The organism is Metabacillus sp. RB-C-LZQ-3-1 (assembly GCF_058315175.1).
This window is the reverse complement of record NZ_JBZFLI010000011.1, coordinates 24,433-44,443: the sequence shown is the minus strand read 5'-3', so window position 1 is coordinate 44,443 and position 20,011 is coordinate 24,433. Positions and strand designations below refer to the sequence as shown.

The 20,011-nt window shown below is 39.4% G+C and carries 17 protein-coding genes; 3 read left to right on the top strand and 14 right to left on the bottom strand.

Annotated features, from left to right (window positions below; genetic code table 11):
- Positions 1-15: 15 nt before the first annotated feature.
- The 4 genes from AC4GZ8_RS17130 to AC4GZ8_RS17115 all read right to left on the bottom strand — a co-directional run bounded on the left by AC4GZ8_RS17130 (position 16) and on the right by AC4GZ8_RS17115 (position 5,519).
- Positions 16-1,164: an acyl-CoA dehydrogenase gene (locus AC4GZ8_RS17130; protein ID WP_491083109.1), complete on the bottom strand. Its 1,149-nt coding sequence runs from the start codon at positions 1,162-1,164 to the stop codon at positions 16-18.
- A gap of 44 nt (positions 1,165-1,208) precedes the next feature.
- Positions 1,209-2,060: a 3-hydroxybutyryl-CoA dehydrogenase gene (locus AC4GZ8_RS17125; protein WP_491083108.1), complete on the bottom strand. Its 852-nt coding sequence runs from the start codon at positions 2,058-2,060 to the stop codon at positions 1,209-1,211.
- 34 nt (positions 2,061-2,094) lie between these two features.
- On the bottom strand, positions 2,095-3,273 hold the full coding sequence (locus tag AC4GZ8_RS17120) for an acetyl-CoA C-acetyltransferase (protein WP_491083107.1): 1,179 nt from the start codon (positions 3,271-3,273) through the stop codon (positions 2,095-2,097).
- A gap of 131 nt (positions 3,274-3,404) precedes the next feature.
- Positions 3,405-5,519, bottom strand: coding sequence for a (Fe-S)-binding protein (locus tag AC4GZ8_RS17115; protein WP_491083106.1), 2,115 nt, complete (start codon positions 5,517-5,519; stop codon positions 3,405-3,407).
- A 278-nt stretch (positions 5,520-5,797) separates the two neighbouring features.
- Between AC4GZ8_RS17115 and cls the strand changes: the two genes are divergently transcribed.
- A complete protein-coding gene (cls, locus tag AC4GZ8_RS17110) occupies positions 5,798-6,982 on the top strand; it encodes a cardiolipin synthase (protein ID WP_491083213.1) in 1,185 nt (394 codons plus the stop codon).
- A gap of 20 nt (positions 6,983-7,002) precedes the next feature.
- Positions 7,003-7,959 (top strand): UV DNA damage repair endonuclease UvsE, encoded by a 957-nt coding sequence (gene uvsE / locus AC4GZ8_RS17105; RefSeq protein ID WP_491083105.1) that lies wholly within the window; start codon positions 7,003-7,005, stop codon positions 7,957-7,959.
- A gap of 188 nt (positions 7,960-8,147) precedes the next feature.
- On the opposite strand, the gene argS is transcribed toward uvsE, so the two are convergent.
- The 5 genes from argS to speE all read right to left on the bottom strand — a co-directional run bounded on the left by argS (position 8,148) and on the right by speE (position 13,396).
- A complete protein-coding gene (gene argS, locus AC4GZ8_RS17100; protein ID WP_491083104.1) occupies positions 8,148-9,818 on the bottom strand; it encodes an arginine--tRNA ligase in 1,671 nt (556 codons plus the stop codon).
- Positions 9,815-10,246 (bottom strand): YwiB family protein, encoded by a 432-nt coding sequence (locus tag AC4GZ8_RS17095; RefSeq protein WP_491083103.1) that lies wholly within the window; start codon positions 10,244-10,246, stop codon positions 9,815-9,817. The genes argS and AC4GZ8_RS17095 overlap by 4 nt, the downstream gene beginning before the upstream one ends.
- Before the next feature lie 264 nt (positions 10,247-10,510).
- Complete coding sequence (locus AC4GZ8_RS17090; protein ID WP_491083102.1) at positions 10,511-11,230, bottom strand: CAP domain-containing protein; 720 nt, start codon at positions 11,228-11,230, stop codon at positions 10,511-10,513.
- Positions 11,231-11,571: 341 nt separating this feature from the next.
- Positions 11,572-12,453, bottom strand: coding sequence for an agmatinase (gene speB / locus AC4GZ8_RS17085; RefSeq protein ID WP_491083101.1), 882 nt, complete (start codon positions 12,451-12,453; stop codon positions 11,572-11,574).
- Between the two features lie 112 nt (positions 12,454-12,565).
- Positions 12,566-13,396 carry a spermidine synthase gene (speE, locus tag AC4GZ8_RS17080; protein ID WP_491083100.1) on the bottom strand — a complete coding sequence of 277 codons (831 nt, stop codon included), beginning with the start codon at positions 13,394-13,396 and terminating at the stop codon, positions 12,566-12,568.
- Positions 13,397-13,628: 232 nt separating this feature from the next.
- Here speE and AC4GZ8_RS17075 point away from each other — a divergent pair, with 232 nt between their 5' ends.
- Positions 13,629-15,695, top strand: coding sequence for a transglycosylase domain-containing protein (locus tag AC4GZ8_RS17075; RefSeq protein WP_491083099.1), 2,067 nt, complete (start codon positions 13,629-13,631; stop codon positions 15,693-15,695).
- Positions 15,696-16,003: 308 nt separating this feature from the next.
- Here the strand turns inward: AC4GZ8_RS17075 and AC4GZ8_RS17070 are convergent, their stop codons facing one another.
- From AC4GZ8_RS17070 to AC4GZ8_RS17050, 5 genes are all read right to left on the bottom strand, one after another.
- A complete protein-coding gene (locus AC4GZ8_RS17070) occupies positions 16,004-16,516 on the bottom strand; it encodes a YwhD family protein (RefSeq protein WP_491083098.1) in 513 nt (170 codons plus the stop codon).
- 28 nt (positions 16,517-16,544) lie between these two features.
- The gene (locus AC4GZ8_RS17065; RefSeq protein ID WP_491083212.1) at positions 16,545-17,210 is read right to left on the bottom strand and encodes a site-2 protease family protein; all 666 of its coding nucleotides are present in this window, start codon (positions 17,208-17,210) and stop codon (positions 16,545-16,547) included.
- Positions 17,211-17,350: 140 nt separating this feature from the next.
- The gene (locus tag AC4GZ8_RS17060) at positions 17,351-17,866 is read right to left on the bottom strand and encodes a YwgA family protein (protein ID WP_491083097.1); all 516 of its coding nucleotides are present in this window, start codon (positions 17,864-17,866) and stop codon (positions 17,351-17,353) included.
- Between the two features lie 46 nt (positions 17,867-17,912).
- A complete protein-coding gene (locus AC4GZ8_RS17055) occupies positions 17,913-19,211 on the bottom strand; it encodes an HD domain-containing protein (RefSeq protein WP_491083096.1) in 1,299 nt (432 codons plus the stop codon).
- A gap of 458 nt (positions 19,212-19,669) precedes the next feature.
- Complete coding sequence (locus AC4GZ8_RS17050; protein WP_491083095.1) at positions 19,670-19,894, bottom strand: YuzB family protein; 225 nt, start codon at positions 19,892-19,894, stop codon at positions 19,670-19,672.
- Positions 19,895-20,011 lie beyond the last annotated feature (117 nt).

Here is a 20,011-nt window from a genome sequence, read left to right as displayed (position 1 = left end):
CCTTTAAAAAACCCGTTATTTTCGTCGTTCGTTCAGTAAATGCTTGCTAATGACAATTCGTTGGATTTCACTTGTTCCTTCATAAATTTCACATACCTTCGCATCACGGAAATAGCGTTCAACAGGGTAATCCTTCGTATAGCCATAGCCTCCGAACACCTGAATCGCTTCTGTGGTGACGTCCATCGCCGTTTTAGAAGCAAATAATTTAGCCATTGCTGCTTCCTTTCCGCAAGGTAATCCTTGATCCTTTAAACATGCTGCCTGATAGACTAATAGCTTTGCTGCTTCCACGTTTGTTGCCATATCAGCAAGCTTAAAAGAAATACCTTGTTGAGCTGCAATGGGCTTTCCAAATTGTTTCCTCTCTTTGGCGTATTGTGTGGCCTTTTCTAATGCTGCCTCTGCAATGCCCAGTGCCTGTGCAGCGATGCCAATTCTTCCCCCATCAAGGTTTGCCATCGCAATTTTAAAGCCTTCCCCTTCCTTGCCGAGCAGATTTTCAACCGGGACCTGTGCATCTTCAAAAATAAGCTGAACGGTTCTTGAGCCATTCAAGCCCATTTTGTGCTCATCCTTACCAACTGTGAAGCCAAGTGTATCTTTCTCAACAATAAAGGCCGAAATGCTGTTGCTTGCCTTCCCTTCTCCTGTTCTGGCAAAGACGATATAGGTGTCTGCTTCTCCACCATTTGTAATGAACACCTTTGAACCATTTAACACATAATACTGATCTTTCTTTACTGCTTTTGTTTTCATGCTGGCCGCATCAGAACCTGAGCTAGGCTCTGTTAAGCAAAAGGCCCCTAATTGCTCTCCACTTGCCAGCTTTTTGACATAGTTCTCTTTTTGCTTTTCTGTTCCAAATGATAAAATCGGATAGGTTGCAACAGATGTATGAACAGATAAGATAACAGCTAGTGTCGCACTTGCCTTTGCTAGTTCATGTATGGCCATTGTATATGAGGTAAAGTCCATATCAGCCCCATCGTATTTGCTCGGAATTGGGATCCCCATTAGTCCCAGTTCCCCCATTTTATTTATGAGATCTCTTGGAAATATCCCCTTTTCCATCTGATCAACAAACGGCTCGACCTCTGCTTTCGCAAAATCACGCACCATTTTTCGCATCATGATTTGTTCTTCTGTAAACGCTAGATTCATAGATGCTCACCCCTTTTGTCTATACCTTTTCCAAGCGTTTTGAATTATGAATAGTGATAAAAGCCTCGACCAGATTTGCGGCCAAGCCAACCCGCCTTAACATATTTTCGCAGTAACGGACATGGTCGATATTTGTCATCACCAAAGCCTTCATGAAGTGTTTCCATAATATAAAGACACGTATCTAAGCCAATAAAATCAGCTAGTGTCAGCGGTCCCATCGGATGATTCATTCCAAGCTTCATGACCTCATCAACTGCTTCCGGCTCTGCAACACCTTCATACACCGTAAAAATCGCTTCATTAATCATTGGCATTAAAATACGGTTTGAGACAAACCCCGGGAAGTCTTGTACTTCAACAGGTGTTTTATTTAATTTTTTGACTACATCTTCTATTTGCTGATACACCTCATTTGACGTTGCCAACCCGCGAATAATTTCGACAAGCTTCATGACAGGAACAGGGTTCATAAAGTGCATGCCGATGACACGATCCGGTCTGTTTGTTGCTGCCGCAATTTCTGTAATTGGTAGAGATGATGTGTTTGTCGCTAAAATAACATGTTCATCCGCCAGCTGATCCAGCTTTTCAAACAAAGCGGTTTTGGCATCCATCTTTTCGATTATCGCTTCAATAATCAGATCTGCCACTTTCGCGCTTTCCAGATTTGCAGAAGGAGTAAGTCTTTGAATGATCGCTTCTTTCTCCTTGGCAGCAAGCTTTTCTTTATCCACCTGTTTTTGAAGCTGTTTTTTTATGGAATTTAATCCTTTTTGGACGATTTCCTCGTTCATATCATGAAGAATCACTTGAAATCCCGCCATTGCACATACTTGAGCAATACCCGAACCCATTTGTCCTGCACCAACAACCATGATTTTTTGAATTGTCATAGGAACCTCCTTGATTTTTAGTTACATCATTCTATTAAACTTCGATCATAATGGCGTCACCCTGACCTCCGCCTGAGCAGATTGCAGCGACTCCAATACCTCCGCCTCTGCGCTTTAATTCATGAATAAGGGTAATCAGAATTCTTGCACCACTAGCACCGATTGGGTGTCCGAGTGCTACTGCCCCTCCATTGACATTAACCTTTTCAGGATCAAGATTAGCCAATTGGTTTGCAGCCAACGCCACTGCAGCAAAGGCTTCATTAATTTCAAACAAATCAATATCTTCTACAGATTTCCCTGTTTTCTTTAATAGTTCATTAATGACAAGTCCAGGGGTTTTCGGAAAGTCTTCAGCTTCAAGAGCGATGGCTGTATGAGCTAAAATCGTTGCAAGAGGTTCTCTGCCTTCCTGCTTTGCTTTTTCATCACTCATCAGAACGAGTGCAGCCGCACCGTCATTAATTCCAGGGGCATTTCCAGCCGTAATTGTTCCATCATGGTCAAAAACAGGGGAAAGCTTCGCTAATCGTTCAATTGATGTATCCTTACGCGGTGCTTCATCTTTGTCCACGATAAGTGGCTCTCCCTTGCGCTGCGGAACTGAAACTGGTGTGATCTCTTCGTCTAGTACCCCTGATTCTTGGGCTGCAACTGCTCTCATATGACTTCGTAACGCCCATTCATCCTGCTGCTCTCTCGTGATTCCAAGCTCCTTAGAGGTGCTGTTGCCGTAAGTGCCCATATGTACACCTGTAAAGCTGCACGTTAAACCGTCGTGAATCATTAAATCCTTCACCGGGTGATCGCCCATTCTAAGGCCCCATCTCGCCTTTGGCATCATATAAGGCGCATTGCTCATTGATTCCATTCCGCCTGCAACGATCACCTCTTCATCACCTGCGCGGATAATTTGATCCGCCATTGTGACACTTCTTAATCCAGATGCACACACTTTATTCACTGTTTCCGTTTTGACATGCCAAGGTAAATCAGCAGCTCTTGCAGCTTGACGGGAAGGAATTTGCCCTTGTCCCCCTTGCAATACATTTCCAAAAATAACTTCTTGTACGTCTTCAGGCTGGACCTTTGCTCTTGATAAAGCTTCTTTCATCGCAATACCGCCTAGCTCTGAAGCTGTTAATGATGACAAAGCTCCGCCAAATTTTCCGATCGGTGTTCTTACCCCACTTAATATCACTGTTTTTGCCATATTTAATCTCCCCTTTGTCGCGATAATAGTAAACGCTTACAATACTGACTGAACGCTCGCTCAATTTATTTTCATAGTCAAAGAGGGGATATCCCCTCTTTTTATTTTATCGTATCCATCTTTGAAAGTGACTATGAAACTAGCTCTTTTCGTTCGCCAAAAATCGACTTTTCCAGCAGCTCTGCTACATCATAGGTGCTTACCGCTTCTTCGACTTCCTTCGCCTTTGTGCCATCACTTAGCATCGTTAAGCAATAAGGGCAGCCAGAGCTAATGACAGATGGGTTAACGGCTAATGCCTGTTCTGTTCTTGCGACATTGATACGGCTTCCTGTGTCTTCTTCTGTCCACATTAAACCTCCGCCCGCTCCACAGCACATTCCTTTTTCACGATTTCGTTCCATTTCAACAAGCTTGACACCCGGTATTGCTTTTAAGATATTTCTTGGCGCATCATATACTTCATTATATCTTCCTAAATAGCAGGAATCATGAAAAGTAATTGTTTCATTAACCGGAAGCGTTGGTTTTAGCTTCCCAGATGCTACTAGTTCCGCAAGCAATTCTGTATGGTGATACACTTCTGCTTCAAGTCCAAAGTCCGGATATTCATTTTTAAAAATATTGTAAGCATGAGGATCAATTGTGACGATTTTCTTCACATCATTTTTAACAAATTCATCAATGTTTTTTGTTGCAAGCTCTTGGAATAAAAACTCATTCCCTAATCGGCGCGGCGTATCTCCTGAGTTTTTCTCTTTGTTGCCAAGAATCGCAAATTTTACTCCTGCTTCATTTAATAGTTTTGCAAAAGATAGGGCAATCTTTTGGCTCCTGTTATCATAGGATCCCATCGAGCCCACCCAGAATAAGTATTCAAACTCTTCCCCTGCTTTGCTCATTTCCTTGACTGTAGGAATATGAACATCTTCGCGGGCTTCGCGCCATGTTTCTCGTTCCTTGCGGTTAAGACCCCATGGATTTCCTTGGCGCTCAATATTCGTCATTGCACGTTGAGCATCCGCATCCATTTTTCCTTCTGTTAAAACAAGGTAGCGGCGCATATCAATGATTTTATCGACATGCTCATTCATGACAGGACATTGATCCTCACAGTTACGGCAGGTTGTACAGGCCCAAATCTCTTCTTCTGTTATGACATCCCCAATTAAGGATGCGTTATAACCGGCAGCTGCAGCTGCTGACTCCTGTGCCCCGGAGCTTGCTGCCATCATCGCAATTTGATTTCCCTTCGTGTTACTGAATGCAACTGCAGGTACCCAAGGTTGCTTTTGCGTTACAGCTGCCCCTGTAAAAGTTAAATGATCTCTCAGCTTAATAATCAAATCCATAGGTGATAACATTTTTCCTGTGCCTGTTGCCGGGCACATATTTGTACAACGGCCACATTCTACACATGCATATAAATCAATTAACTGCGGCTGTGTAAATTCTTCAATTTTTCCGACACCAAAGGTTTCTTGTGTTTCATCTTCAAAATCAATTTTTTCAAGTTTTCCTGGATTTGACGTCCGGTTAAAATAGACATTTGCCGGTCCTGCAATTAAATGAGCATGCTTTGATTGCGGAACATACACTAGGAAGGTTAATAAGAATAATAAATGAATCCACCATGCTACATAAAACATCACAATTGATCCTGTTTCTCCTACAAAACCTAATAGAAACGCAAAGGAAGATGCCAGCGGTTCAGACCAGGTCAGTTCATGACCATGCCAAATGAGTCCCATCCCATTCCCTAGTAATACTGACAGCATAAGCCCGCCGATAAATAATAGGACAAGTCCGGATTTAAAGCCTCTTTTTAAGCGGACAAGCTTTTCAATATAACGGCGGTGAAACGCCCAAACTACAGCCACTAAAATCATAAATGTAACAATTTCCTGGAAAAACGTAAATGCTGGATACAGCGGCCCTAGCGGAAGATGTGCTCCCGGGATGAGCCCTTTTATAATAAAATCAATCGCACCGAATTGTACGAGAATAAACCCATAGAAAAACATAACATGAATGATTCCGCTCTTTTTATCCTTCAAAAGCTTTTTCTGGCCAAACACATTGACCCATATTTTTTCAAGTCGTTCTTTTACTTTGCCATCGAATTCAACCTTTTTTCCAAGCTTAATATACGCCATTCTTGTACGTATTAAGTAGACAAAAAGATGAACTGCGTAAGCGGTTACAATTAAAAATGCCAGGAAATTCACCCATAGTAATGCATCCACTTTTCTCTCCCCCAATCTCCCATTTGTCGCGGTCTATGCCTTTTCCCCTTTTTAAAAGACATTAGTTATATCCTTATCATAATAAATGAATGAGCATTCAGTCAATACTTTTGTTCGTTTTTACAATGTATTCGTTTCTTTAGGAAATATGCTGGTTATCGTAAGCGCCTTGACCACCTACTTACTGATTGTATAAAAAATCCAAGAACAGCAAAACCTACTATGAAATATTGCAGGAATGCTGCTAGGAGGTATCACGGTTGAAACTTTTTTTCATCATGAGCTTTATCATAGTAGCAATTATTGTCTGGTGTGTTATTGATTACAAACTTGGCAGAAAACACCACCTCAAAAAATCAAAATATACTCAATATCCACCTCGAAAAAGTGATCTCACCTTATTTACCGATGGAGATTCTTTTTACAAGGACTTATTTGAGGAAATTAAAAATAGTACAAAAAGTATCCATGTGCTATTTTTTATTATCAAAAACGATCAGATCAGTCATGAATTTCTATCAATCCTAGGGGAAAAAGCAAGTCAAGGTATTGAAGTTAGACTGCTAATTGATTATATCGGATGCTCAAAATTGTCCAAAAAAAGTATCGCCTTACTTAAAGAAAAAGGTGTGAGAGTCGTTTATACACATAAGCCTAGATTTCCATTTCTTTTTTACACCCTTCAAGCACGGAATCATCGCAAGATTACTGTCTTAGATGGGAAGATTGGCTATTTAGGCGGTTTTAATATTAGTAAAGAGTACATTGGCCAGGATCCTGATTTAGGCTTCTGGAGAGATTTTCACCTTAAAATGACCGGTGAAGGTGTAACTGATTTACAAACACAATTTTTAACAGATTGGTATGATTCCACTGGAGAGAATGATGTACATGATCAACGGTATTATCCAGACCAACGGGCAGGCAAAAGCACGCATTTGTTCGTCTCAACATATGGAGAAAACCTGCAACAGCATTTCCGGTCATTTATTCAAGATGCGAAAAGAGAAATCATTATTTGTTCTCCCTACTTCATTCCTGGAAAACAGCTATTTGAGGATTTATTAGCTGCTCTTTCCAGAGGCGTGAAGGTGGAAGTTCTCGTTCCGATGAGAAAGGATCACCCTTTAGTCAAGGAAGCTGCTTTTCCCTATTACGGACCTCTTCTGGAAGCAGGCTGTGAAATTTATCAATTTTATCATGGCTTTTTTCACGCAAAGATGATTATGATTGATGATCATATATGTGATATTGGTACAGCAAACTTTGATAAACGCAGTTTTTATTTAAATGATGAAATGAATTGTTTCATTTACGATAAGGAGTTTATTAAGGATGTGAAGCAATTTGTTTACTCTGATTTTACTCGTTCTGAATTATTAACATATGAACTTTATAAAAAAAGATCATTTTCCCATCGTGTAAAAGAAAAATTCGCCACACTCATTTCTCATTTTTTATAACCTAATAGAGGAGGAGTCCCATGATTATTCGATTCGGATATGTTTCACATGCTCTTTCCCTTTGGGACTGCTCCCCCGCAAAATCCCTAACCTATACTCGTTGGAAAAAACTCGACGAGCACGCACGACATGATCAGCTGTTACATGTCACAAAGCAAAATCTTGAACACACATTACGCATGATCCACTACAATATTGCCCATGAAATATGGGTGTATCGCTTATCATCATCGATCATTCCGCTAGCCACACACCCGGAAGTGCTCTGGGATTATAAGACACCGTTTAAGGAACTTTTTTCGGAAATTGGGGCACTTGTGAAAAAATACAAGCTGCGTGTGAGTTTTCATCCGAACCAATTTACGTTGTTTACAAGTGATAAAAAGTATATTACCGAAAATGCAGTCCTTGATCTGTCATATCACTATGATGTATTAGACGCAATGGACCTTGCGGATGGGGCCATTATCAATATTCATGTGGGCGGGGCCTATGGGGATAAACAAACAGCTATTGAGCGGTTTCATCAAAATATTAAAATGCTACCAACTCCTATTAAAAACCGTATGACGCTTGAAAATGATGATAAAACCTATACAACCTCTGAAACACTTGCTATTTGCAGGAAGGAACAGATTCCCCTTGTCTTTGATTACCATCATTTTATGGCCAATAAAGATGAGGGCGAAAAGATTGAAGTGCTGCTTCCTGCAATTTTTCCTACATGGGATTGGGTTGGATTAAAACCTAAAATCCATGTCTCCTCCCCGAAATCCGAGAAAGAATTTCGAAGTCATGCCGACTATGTTGATGTCGAATTTTTGATGCCTCTATTGAAGGTATTGAAAGAAATGAATGTTGATGTAGATTTCATGATTGAAGCTAAGCAAAAAGATAGAGCTGCATTGAAGCTATGTGAAGATGTTTCAAAGATTCGGGGAGTAAAACGAATAGGTGGAGCCACTATTCAATGGTAATTTTCGGGGTGAGCTAGCCTGTTATTTTAGTATTGAGGAATTTATTTGCGATTCTGGGATTTTATTTGCTATTTTGGGGATTTATTTGCGATTCTCAGATTTTATTTGCGATTAGACAAAATTCGCCACAATTCTACCCATATAAAAAAACTCAGATGCATCTTCCTAGGCATCTGAGTTTTTCCATTTTACATTTTTTCAGGTGCAGAAACCCCAATAATGGTTAATGCGTTTTGTAACGTCACTTGTGTTGCTTTCATCAAACCAAGTCTTGCACGGCTCTTTTCTGTATTTTCAGGATCTAACACTTTTTCAGCATTGTAGAAGCTGTGTAGTGTAGATGCTAAGTCATAGATATAGTTTGTGATACGATGCGGAATACGTTTTTGTGCAGCTTCTGCTACAGCTTGTGGGAATTCCCCAAGCTTTTTCAATAAGTCGAATTCCTTTTCAGATGTAATCTCATCTAGTTTTAGATTCTCTTCGTACTCTAAACCTTGCTCTTCACCTTGGCGCAGCATGCTGCAAATACGTGCATGAGCATATTGGGCATAGTATACTGGGTTTTCATTTGATTTAGAAACAGCTAAATCAAGGTCAAAATCCATATGAGTATCCGCACTTCTCATTGCAAAGAAATAGCGCACTGCATCAAGACCCACTTCTTCAATTAGGTCTCTCATTGTAACAGCTTTTCCTGTACGTTTACTCATTTTCATCTTCTCGCCGTTTTTGTAAAGGTGAACAAGCTGAATGATTTCTACTTCAAGTGTTTCTTTGCTGTATCCTAAAGCTTCAATCGCAGCTTTCATACGAGGGATATAACCGTGATGGTCTGCTCCCCATACGTTTATCAGCTTTGTGAAGCCGCGGTCAAGCTTGTCCTTGTGGTACGCAATATCAGGTGTTAAATATGTGTATGAACCGTCATTTTTAATGAGTACACGGTCCTTGTCATCACCAAATGTTGTCGAACGGAACCAAGTCGCTCCATCCTCTTCATAGATATGGCCTTTTTCTTTTAATGCTGCAAGGGCATTATCGATTTTTCCATTGTGGTAAAGAGAGGTTTCAGAATACCACACATCAAAAGGTACCCGGAATTCCTCTAAATCTGCCTTTAATTTCGCCATTTCATATTTTAAGCCGTACTCTCTGAAAAATGCCAAGCGCTCATCACTTGATTGGTTAACGAACTTATCGCCAAACTCTTCTGCAAGCTTTTTCCCGATGCCGACGATGTCTTCTCCGTGGTATCCATCTTCAGGCATGTCAGCATCCTGACCTAATGCTTGTAAATAACGTGCTTCAACAGATAAAGCTAGGTTATTGATTTGGTTTCCTGCATCATTAATGTAATATTCACGTGATACGTCATAGCCTGCTTTAGCTAATACATTACATAATGAATCACCTACAGCCGCCCCACGAGCATGACCAAGGTGAAGGTCACCAGTTGGGTTTGCCGAAACGAACTCTACTTGAACCTTTTCATTATCCCCAATATTTGTCTCGCCGTAGCTCTCTCCAGCTTTTAAAATCGTTGGAATAAGGTCTGTTAAGTAGCTATTATTCATATAAAAATTGATAAAACCCGGACCTGCGATTTCAATTTTATCAATGGAACCTTTTTGTTTATCAAAATTCGCAACAATTTCATCTGCGATCATACGAGGAGCTTTTTTGGCTACACGTGCAAGCTGCATCGCCATGTTTGTTGAATAATCTCCGTGGGCTTTTTCCTTTGGAATTTCTAATAACACATCAGGAATTTGTGCTTCTTCTGCTAAACCAGCTTTTAAAACTGCTGCTTTGATTTCTTCTTTTAACCGTTCTTTTACTTGCTCAACGATATTCATTTTTTATCCTCCTTGTATGTCATCATTAGTTTATGTACATGTTTCTCATTTTCGTCTATTTGCAAATCATATAAAATAACGAGCCTATCTTCAAGCTCTGTTTTATCTATTGTTAATGAGTTCGTATTAATTTCAAGCTGAAGCTTTCCAAATGGTGTGGCATAATCTGTGACTGTTTTTTGCCCTTGAATAAAACGCTGCTTCATCGCAACCGCTCCAGAGCGCATGATCATGATTTCTTCGGGCCCGATTTTCACTGTTGTTTTAACAGAACCAAGCTCATGCTCTTCATCATAACGAAGATAAACGTTGTTTCCTTTTAAAAATCGCTCACCGGTTGTGTGAACTTCGATTGTATCTTTGTCTTGTTCATGCTCTTTGCGGATTTCTGATAACACATGGATTTGAATAGGCGTGCTTTCTGACATGTAGACACTCCCTTTCCATCATTCTCCTTTAACTTTAATAGTATAAAGAACCAAATGCAACTGTGCAAGAGAGAACTTTTTAGAAGTTGCGCTTCGGGGTATTGTCTGGGGAATTTATTTACGATTTTGAATTTTTATTTGCTTTTCCGAGGATTTATTTGCGATTCTGAAAATATATTTGCGATTCCGGCTATTTATTTGCGATTCCTCAAATTACAACAAAAAACGACTAACCCTATCCTAGGATTAGCCGTTTTACCACGATTATTTTCCGATAAATTGTTGAGTCCAGTAGTTACCTTCTGCAACATGACCCACACCGATATGAGTGAAGTTAGAGCTTAGGATGTTTTGACGGTGTCCTGAGCTATTCATCCACGCGTTAACTACTTCTTGTGGTGTGCGTTGGCCCTTGGCAATGTTTTCTCCAGCTGTTTTGTAGGAGATACCAAACTGCTTCATCATATCAAATGGTGAACCATATGTTGGGCTTGTATGTGAAAAATAATTGTTTTTTTGCATATCACTTGATTTTTCACGTGCAACTTTACTTAATTCAAGATCAACTTTTAAAGCTGGTAGTCCCTGTTTTGCACGCTCTTGGTTTGTTAAATCAACAACTTGTTGCTCATACTCGCTTAATTGGTAGCTTGCTTGCTCTTGCTCCTTTGGTTCTTCGGTTTGAGCTGGTTGTTGTTGAGCAGGCTGTTGAGGGGCTGGTTGTTCAGCTGCCGGCTGCTCAGTTTGTGTTTGTTCCTCTTTCGGTGTTTCTACTTCTGTATGATTAGTAGATTGTTGAAGCTGAAAGTTACTTAAATATTTTTTGATCCATTCATCGATTTGCTCACGATCAATATTACCTGATTGGTAATAATAGACTTTCGCTTGTGTTGTGTTTGATGCAGCGTCTGCTTTTTGGGCGATTGGATTTGCCATTAAAAGGGCCGCACCTGCTACGACTGACAAAATCATTTTTTTCTTCATGGTCTGTCATCCTCCTTATCAACTCATGTGCTGACATGGATATCGTATCATGTGATTTTTTGTCATATTTGAGGATAATTTTAACAGTAATAGTTTCTAATAGGTGGAAAGTCTTGTGAGGTTTGTCTTGTGATTTAGAATCTATCAGTATTTTCGTAGATTTACTAGAAGAAGTAACACTTCCACAGGATGACCTAATACTTGGAAATCAATCCATAATTTTGGCCGAAACATCCTGTTGACAGGTTTGTAGAGGGGCATGTTTTTTTACATATATAACTGGATTATTACAAACTTTTCAAAAAAGTAAGCCTGATACACTGAGTACCAGGCCATATCTTTTATCCTTTTTTCTGCACTAATCCTAAAATCATTTCTCTGATAATCTTACTTGCTGTGTTAGCTGTTTGTTCAGAGTGATCATAAATCGGCGCGACCTCTACTAAGTCAGAGCCTACGACACGTACGTCTGATTTAGCGATTTCATGAACAGAAGCTAGAAGTTCTTTTGATGTAATACCGCCAGCATCAACTGTACCTGTTCCTGGTGCATGCGCAGGATCAAGAACATCGATGTCAATGGTTAGGTATACAGGACGCCCTGCTAGTTTTGGTAAAACCTCTTTTAATGGTTCAAGCACTTCAAACTTGGAGATGTGCATGCCCACTTTCTTTGCCCATTGGAATTCTTCTTTCATACCAGAACGGATGCCAAAAGAATAAACATTTGTTGGACCAATTAAATCAGCGATCTTTTTAATTGGAGTTGAATGAGATAATGGCTCACCTTCATAGTCATCACGTAAATCTGTGTGTGCGTCAAAATGAATAATCGCAAGATCAGGGTATTTTTTATACATCGCCTTCATTACCGGCCAGGAAACTAGGTGTTCACCGCCCATTCCTAATGGAAATTTACCGTCAGCTAGTAGTTTATCAATGTATTCTTCGATCATGTCGATGCTTCGTTGAGGATTGCCAAATGGCAGTGGAATATCTCCAGCATCAAAGTATTTTACTTCATCTAATTCGCGATCTAAGTATGGGCTGTATTCTTCAAGACCAATTGAGACTTCACGAATGCGCGCTGGGCCGAAACGGGAGCCCGGGCGATAGCTTACCGTCCAATCCATCGGCATGCCATAGATAACTGCTTCACTTTCTTCATAATTAGGGTGGCTTTTAATAAAGACATTCCCTGAATATGCTTCATCAAATTTCATCGACTATTACCTCCATTCAAAAAGTGAGAGATTTCCCTTCTCTCACTTTTTTTGCTTTAGATATTATTAAATTTTACTAAATGAAGCTAAGCTCTTGCGCTTTTGTTTCGATTTATTTAATAAGATCACTTACAAACTTAGGTAAAACAAAGCAAGCTTTGTGTAATTCTTTTGTATAGTATTTTGTTTCGATTTCATGGAAGCGGTCTTCGCTAACTTCTAATGGATCGTGTTTTTTTGAACCGATTGTGAATGTCCATAGACCACTTGGATATGTTGGAATGTTCGCAGTGTATAGACGTGTGATTGGGAAAATTTCTTTTACGTCGCGTTGAACATTTGTAATTAATTCTGGTGTGAACCAAGGGTTGTCCGTTTGTGCAACGAAAATACCATCTTCTTTTAATGCTTTTGAAATTCCGGCATAGAAGCCTTTTGTAAATAAATTCACAGCTGGGCCGACTGGCTCTGTAGAGTCAACCATGATCACATCGTATTCATTTTCACTTTCAGCGATATGCATGAAGCCGTCCCCTACTTTTACGTCTACTCGTGGATCGTCAAGCTTACCAGCGATTTCTGGAAGGTATTTCTTTGAGTATTCGATAACTTTACCGTCGATATCAACAAGTGTTGCTTTTTTTACTTGAGGGTGTTTTAACACTTCACGGATAACACCGCCATCTCCACCACCAACAACTAGAACGTTCTCCGGATTTGAGTGAGTAAATAAAGGAACATGTGCCACCATTTCGTGGTAGACGAACTCGTCCTTTTGTGAAGTCATGACCATGCCGTCAAGAAATAGCATGTTACCAAACTCTTCTGTTTCTACCATCTCTAAGTATTGAAAATCCGTTTGTTCTGTATGTAACGATTGTTTTACTTTTAATGTAATCCCAAAATTCTTCGTTTGCTTCTCTGTATACCATAATTCACTCATGTTAACCATCCTTTCGACTTGGGACAGAGGGACAGGTTTCTTGTCCCATTTTCCATTTCATTATGGGACACAGTACCTGTCCCCTTGTCCCTTTTTCTTTTCAAACTATACATGAATCTAGCAGAAAATCAGGAAAAAATCTATGACTTTTTTTAAAATGTTTAAAATCACTGAAAAAAACACATAATAGCTAACAGTATGTCTAAAAAGGCAATGAATGGAGGTGAGCTTCATGGATGTGATCACACCTAAGCGATTGCGAATCACGCTTAAAACAATACGCGCACTCATTTTTATCGGTTTGCTATTATTAATCTTTTTTTCAACGATCATTTTAAGCATTGTGCTTTATGCGAAATGGCTTGGTCCTCCTTCTTTATCAGTTCCACAATCAACGATCATTTATGCAAGTGACGGCTCAAAAATAGGAGAATTACACAATGGTCAAAAGCGGTATTGGGTAGACATTGATCATATTTCTCCCCATGTCCTAGAAGCCACTATTGCAATTGAGGACCGAAGCTTTTATCAGCATAATGGCTTTGATTATAAACGAATTGCCGGGGCCGCTTTAGCAGATTTAAAAGCAAGAGCAAAGGTACAAGGCGCCAGCACCATTACCCAGCAATACGCTCGAAATCTATTTTTAGAGCATGAAAAAACATGGCAGCGAAAAGCGACCGAGGCTCTATATACGATTCGATTAGAACAAAATTATAGTAAGGATCGGATTTTAGAAGGATATTTAAACACCATCTACTATGGTCACGGAGTGTATGGAATTGAAGCTGCGGCTAATTATTATTTTGGAAAAAGCTCAAGCGATTTAACTCTTGCAGAAGCTGCTATGCTTGCCGGTATCCCAAAAGGACCGACCCTTTATTCTCCATACGCGAATAAAGAAAAAGCTGAAGAAAGACAAGAAATCATTTTAAAAACGATGAAGAATATTGGATACATTACTGAAAAGCAGTTCCAATCAGCATTAGAAACAGAGCTTGTTTATAAAAAGAAAACAGATACTGTTCAACCAAGGTTAGCACCGTATTTCCAAGATGCGATGCTGAGTGATATATCTGATAAACTAGGATTAGACGCACAAGCCATCCAGACAAAAGGATTAAAAATTTATACAACATTAGACGCTGACATGCAAAAGCTTGCTGAGGAAACTGTTGTTGATACCATTCATGAGTCTTCTGATATTCAAGCCGGGTTTGTTGCACTTGATCCAAAAAACGGCTATGTAAAGGCATTGATAGGCGGGCGAAATTATGATGAAAGTCCCTTCAATCGGGCAACTCAAGCAAAAAGGCAGCCAGGTTCAACGATTAAACCTTTACTCTATTACTCTGCGATCATGAATGGCTTTACTCCTTCGACTGAAATGAAAAGTGAGCCAACAGCTTTTACCTATGATGATGGAAAAGCTTCCTATAAGCCAAGTAACTATAATGACTATTATGCAAATGATTTTATTACGATGCTTCAGGCCATAGCCTTGTCAGACAATATCTATGCTGTGAAAACACATATGTTTATCGGAATGGATGAGCTAATTAAAACTGGCAAGCTTTTTGGACTTAGTACCGGAATTAAGAAAAATCCATCGGCTGCGTTAGGTACTTCACCTGTCCGTTTAGTTGACATGGTAAATGCGTACGGAATGCTCGGGAATGGCGGAAAAAAAATTGAGCCTACCTTTGTAACAAAAATTGTGGATACAGCTGGAAATGTCATTTATGAGTCTAAACAGGCAAAAAAACAAGCATTAGATGAGAAAGCAGCCTTCGTTACAACTCATATGATGAAAGGAATGTTTGAAACAACATTAAATGATTATACATCTGTTACAGGCCACAGCATTGCTGATTCTCTTACCCGAGATTATGCAGGCAAATCAGGAACCACCTCATCAGATAGCTGGATGATTGGGCTAGCCCCACAACTTGCAGTTGGAGTTTGGACAGGGTATGACAAAGGAAAAACAATCAATCTTGTTCAAGAACGCGGCTATGCTAAGGACATTTGGTCAACCTTTATGGAGGAAGCCCTAGACGATCAATCTGTGAAAGCCTTCCGCCCACCTGATGGCGTTGTTGGGGTTTATATTAACCCTGCAAGTGGAAAGCTCGCCACAAAGGACTGTCCCGTGAAGCGGCTCACTTATTTTATTGAAGGCACTGAACCGACTGAATATTGTAAGGAACATATCGGCGATGGTAAAGCTCCAAAAGTGGAGAAACCTAATCAAAAGGAAAAGGAAAGCTGGCTTGATAAGTTTAAATGGTGGGATTAAACCTTTAGAATGAGATGAGTAATGAGAGTTGATTTTTGTCGAAGATTGACAAATCGTCGATAAATTCTCAGAATCGAAAATAAAATCGGAAAATCGTTAATAAATCTTCATAATCGAAGATAAATCCTAATAATCGAAGATAAAGACCTCCGCACCAAAACAAAAAACCCCGAGCACCTGCATGGCTCGGGATTTTTTGTGTCCTAGTTTTATATAAACTGTATATTTAGTCTACTAATTTTCATGAAGAACCACAAGAATTTACCAAGTTGTTCACGAAAGTGTCACATTTCTGACAAATTTGAGATTTAGACGTTTAAATCGTCTTTTAATTTTTGCTCAGAAAGCTCCCACATTGTTTTATCATGATTTTTTAAGAAGTTGGATAAAATCTCTTTTGAACGATCATCCATATGGTCGACAATAATATGACGCTTCATTGATTTATCCATACGATTCACATGCTCAGGTAGTGATTTATAACCCCTTCTAATTGAGCGATCAACTGTGAGCTCACAAGCTGCTACACCAGCATAATAAGGACCCTCTGCCTTACGGTCAATTGTGACCCAAACAAGCCAATATGGTTTCCCGTTTGGAACTTCTTCTTTAGTCTTTAAGAATTTAATTCCTTTTTCAACAACACTTCTTGCGTGCATCGCCCCGATATCAACGAAAGCCTCTCCTTCTTCGATATCGATAAACACCGGAGACACATTATCTAAACTCAGTGCGCCAACGCCGAAACCGCCGTGACCATCTGTTGGATCATTTTTTATAATATTAAACCCTATGCTTTTTTTCTTTTTCTCTTGTTCCATATTATGGACCTCCTTTTTTTCTAAGACATTATAATAATGGGTTCAGCAATAAATGAAAAATTCCCATTACAATGGCTCGACCAATTTCAAAAACAGGCTGAATCGTGTAGGCATCCAATGGTGTAATCACTAGAATTAAGAAAATAATAATGCCATAACTCTCAAACTGAACGAACTTCGGCCTAATATGAGCCGGTACCAGGTCTTCAATAATCCGATATCCATCCAGCGGCGGAAATGGAAGTAAGTTAAAAATAAACAAAATCACATTAAGTGAGACAAAGATGTTAAAAAACTGTTCAAGTCCTGTTACATATTGTGAAGGAAGCAAGGTAACTGTGTTTGTTGCTAATAGTATATACCAAATTGCAGTTCCTAAGAAGGCAAGAAGAAAGTTACTTAACGGTCCCGCAACAGAAACCAATATCCCAGCTAAACGCGGACGTTTAAAATGGAAGCGATTAACCGGCACTGGCTTTGCCCATCCAAATCCTGCAATAAAAATCAAGATTGTTCCAAATGGATCTAAATGAGCCAACGGAGATAGCGTTAATCTACCTTGCCTTTTCGCAGTTGGGTCACCAAACTTATAGGCCACATAGGCATGTGCAAATTCATGTAATGTAAAAGCAATCATAAGCGTAATGACCACATATGGAATCATTTCTAACGGAAAGGCTAAAAATCGGCTAATAGATTGGCTAAATTCATTCATTCTGAGCTCCTCTGTCATAACGACTTTTTACTATATGTACTTACTTTCAGCTTACCATGAATATGGGTACATTTCGACTTTTGGATACTAAGTTATATGGAAAAACCGCCAGACTAATGCTAGGCGGTTTCGTTTTTAGCGATTTCTTTAATTTTTTCGATATAAGAGTATGCCTCAGCAATTTCTTCTTCTGTATAACGTTGTTTGCTTTTTAGTGTAAATACCTTTTCTTTCACTTCTTCTTTATCCAGCCCGTCAAAATATAACACTGTCGATACTAATTCTAAGAATCTAGAGCTTTGTTCATTTAAATCTAGCATGCACCCTTTTAGCGGGGGCATGTCCACATCATAATGTCCTAGAAATTCAGTTCCTGTTTCTGTTAAAGAGTAGCGGTACTGAAAATATCCGCCTTTCTTTTCATGGACTTCGTTTATAAATCCTAAATTACATAACTCTTCGATACGCAATGTTAGTTCCTCAGAGTATGGACCATAAAAATGAAAATTATATTTTTCATAAAAAGGCAAATCAATTTTTTTTGCAATGTAAATCATTTTTTGCAATTTTTTCCGACCAATGATTTCCCCAGCAGATGAAATTGCCTTCATCAGCTTTGCATGTTCTTTCATCAATTCCCCGTCATCTCCTAACTTCTTTCTTTAATCGAAAAGCCAATGTTTATTTGGTTATATTTAGTAATTCGAGGATTTTCTTTTTCGCCGTACGTTTTGTTGAAAAATCCTCAATTAAATCCAAAGGAAAATACAATTTGTGATCTGTTCTTCTTTTTCCGGAAATGGCATCAACAATCTCGGATTCTCGTGACAATTCTCGCAGATCACCGTTGGACATTAATAGATGAATCGGCAAACGCTCTTCTTCTTCACCAGGACGATAAAAATCATATGGAAGATCTGAAGAGGAATCTACGACAAGATAGTAATCCGGATCAATTCCAGCCTTTTTAAATAATGTTGTTAATTCCATCAATGTCTTCATCTGAACATTTGGATTAAATTCCACATATTTAAATAGTTGCCGATTCATAAAACGAATACATAAATCACGTAGGATCGGATCCTCTTCCTCCTGCCAGGACTGAAAATAAAACATAATGACAGACTCATCTAATTTTAAATAGTCTTGCAGAGTCAGTTCTTCTTCAAATAAGGAATAAAAATGAATAGGATCATGTTTGAAGGAATAAAACTCTTGATGCAGCTGTTTTGCACGATGGAGTATTTTCGTTAAAATCACTTCTGCACTCCGTGTGACTGGGTGAAAATAAACCTGCCAGTACATTTGGTAACGGCTCATGATATAATCCTCGACCGCATGCATGCCACTGCTTTTAATGACAACCTGCTCTTCTCGGGGACGCATCACTCTTAAAATCCGTTCCATATCAAAGTGACCATAGCTAACACCTGTATAATAAGCATCACGCTGCAGGTAATCCATGCGGTCAGCATCAATCTGACTAGATATTAAACTTACAACCTGTTTATTTTCATAGGTTTTGGCTATAACTTCTGCTACCTTCTTCGGAAAATCCTTTTCTACCGATGTTAACACCTTGTTAACCTCTGTATCTCCCAGGATAATTTCTTGAGTAAAATCTTCATGATCAAGGTGAAATACCTTTTCAAATGAATGTGAGAATGGACCATGACCTAAATCATGAAGCAATGCCGCACAAAGGCATAGCAACCTCTCCTCATCATCCCATTCAGGACGCCCCTTGAACACATCGTCCACAATACGTCGGACAATTTCATACACACCAAGTGAATGATTGAACCTGCTGTGCTCAGCACCATGAAATGTTAAATACGTCGTTCCTAATTGGCGTATTCTTCTTAATCGCTGGAATTCTTTCGTCCCAATGAGATCCCAAATGACTTTATCACGTACATGTATATATCGGTGAACGGGATCTTTAAAAACCTTTTCTTCAGACAACTTTCCACTTATCATTGTCTTCCACATCCGTTCTACTTAGTAACTTACTACAAATATTTCCTACCACATCTATTATATCGGCTTCCAATCGACAATAACACCCAAATTCTGAGAAATCATTCGACATCAGCAAAGCGCAAGCGCCCGTTCAGCGACGTATGAACTGGATCCCTCTGTTTAAGATAAAGCGAGACTTATCCGACTCGACTTTTACGTGCAGTCAATTTTCTTTCCTATTAGTCGGGAAAAGGAAACACGAAGTGCACGAGCTTCGATGTTGACTTATCGTAAAGAGGAGGGTGAAGTTCACTTCTGCTTTAGCGCTGGCAATCTAATTGCGTGACGTCAATCTCCACGATTGCACTTGCACATCCTGTGCTTCGTAGCTAGACACCTATCCATGTACCAAGTGTCCAAGTCCTACCTCTTCCAAAATAAAAAAATCACCAATGCTTTCAAACACAAAGGTGATGTTATTTTGATAATTTCTGAACGATCTTTTCAATTAGTTCATCTTCTGAAGGTGCAGATAATGGACGATTATTAACAAAAGCGAATGATTTTTTTCTTCCTGGACCACAATAAGATTGGCAGGCAATATCTATCTTAGCTTCTGAATCTATCTTTTTTAACTTAGGTACAAGTGTTTTTATATTTGTTGCTTGGCAATCATCACAAATACGAAATTCATTTGCCATCGATTTTCCAATCCTTTCTGAGCCTTGTTCATCGCCGTACAAACTGGAGGAGCATCGACTAAAGATAAAGGAAACACGGTAAGCAAAGCGAACCGATGTTGACTTATCGTAGGGAGA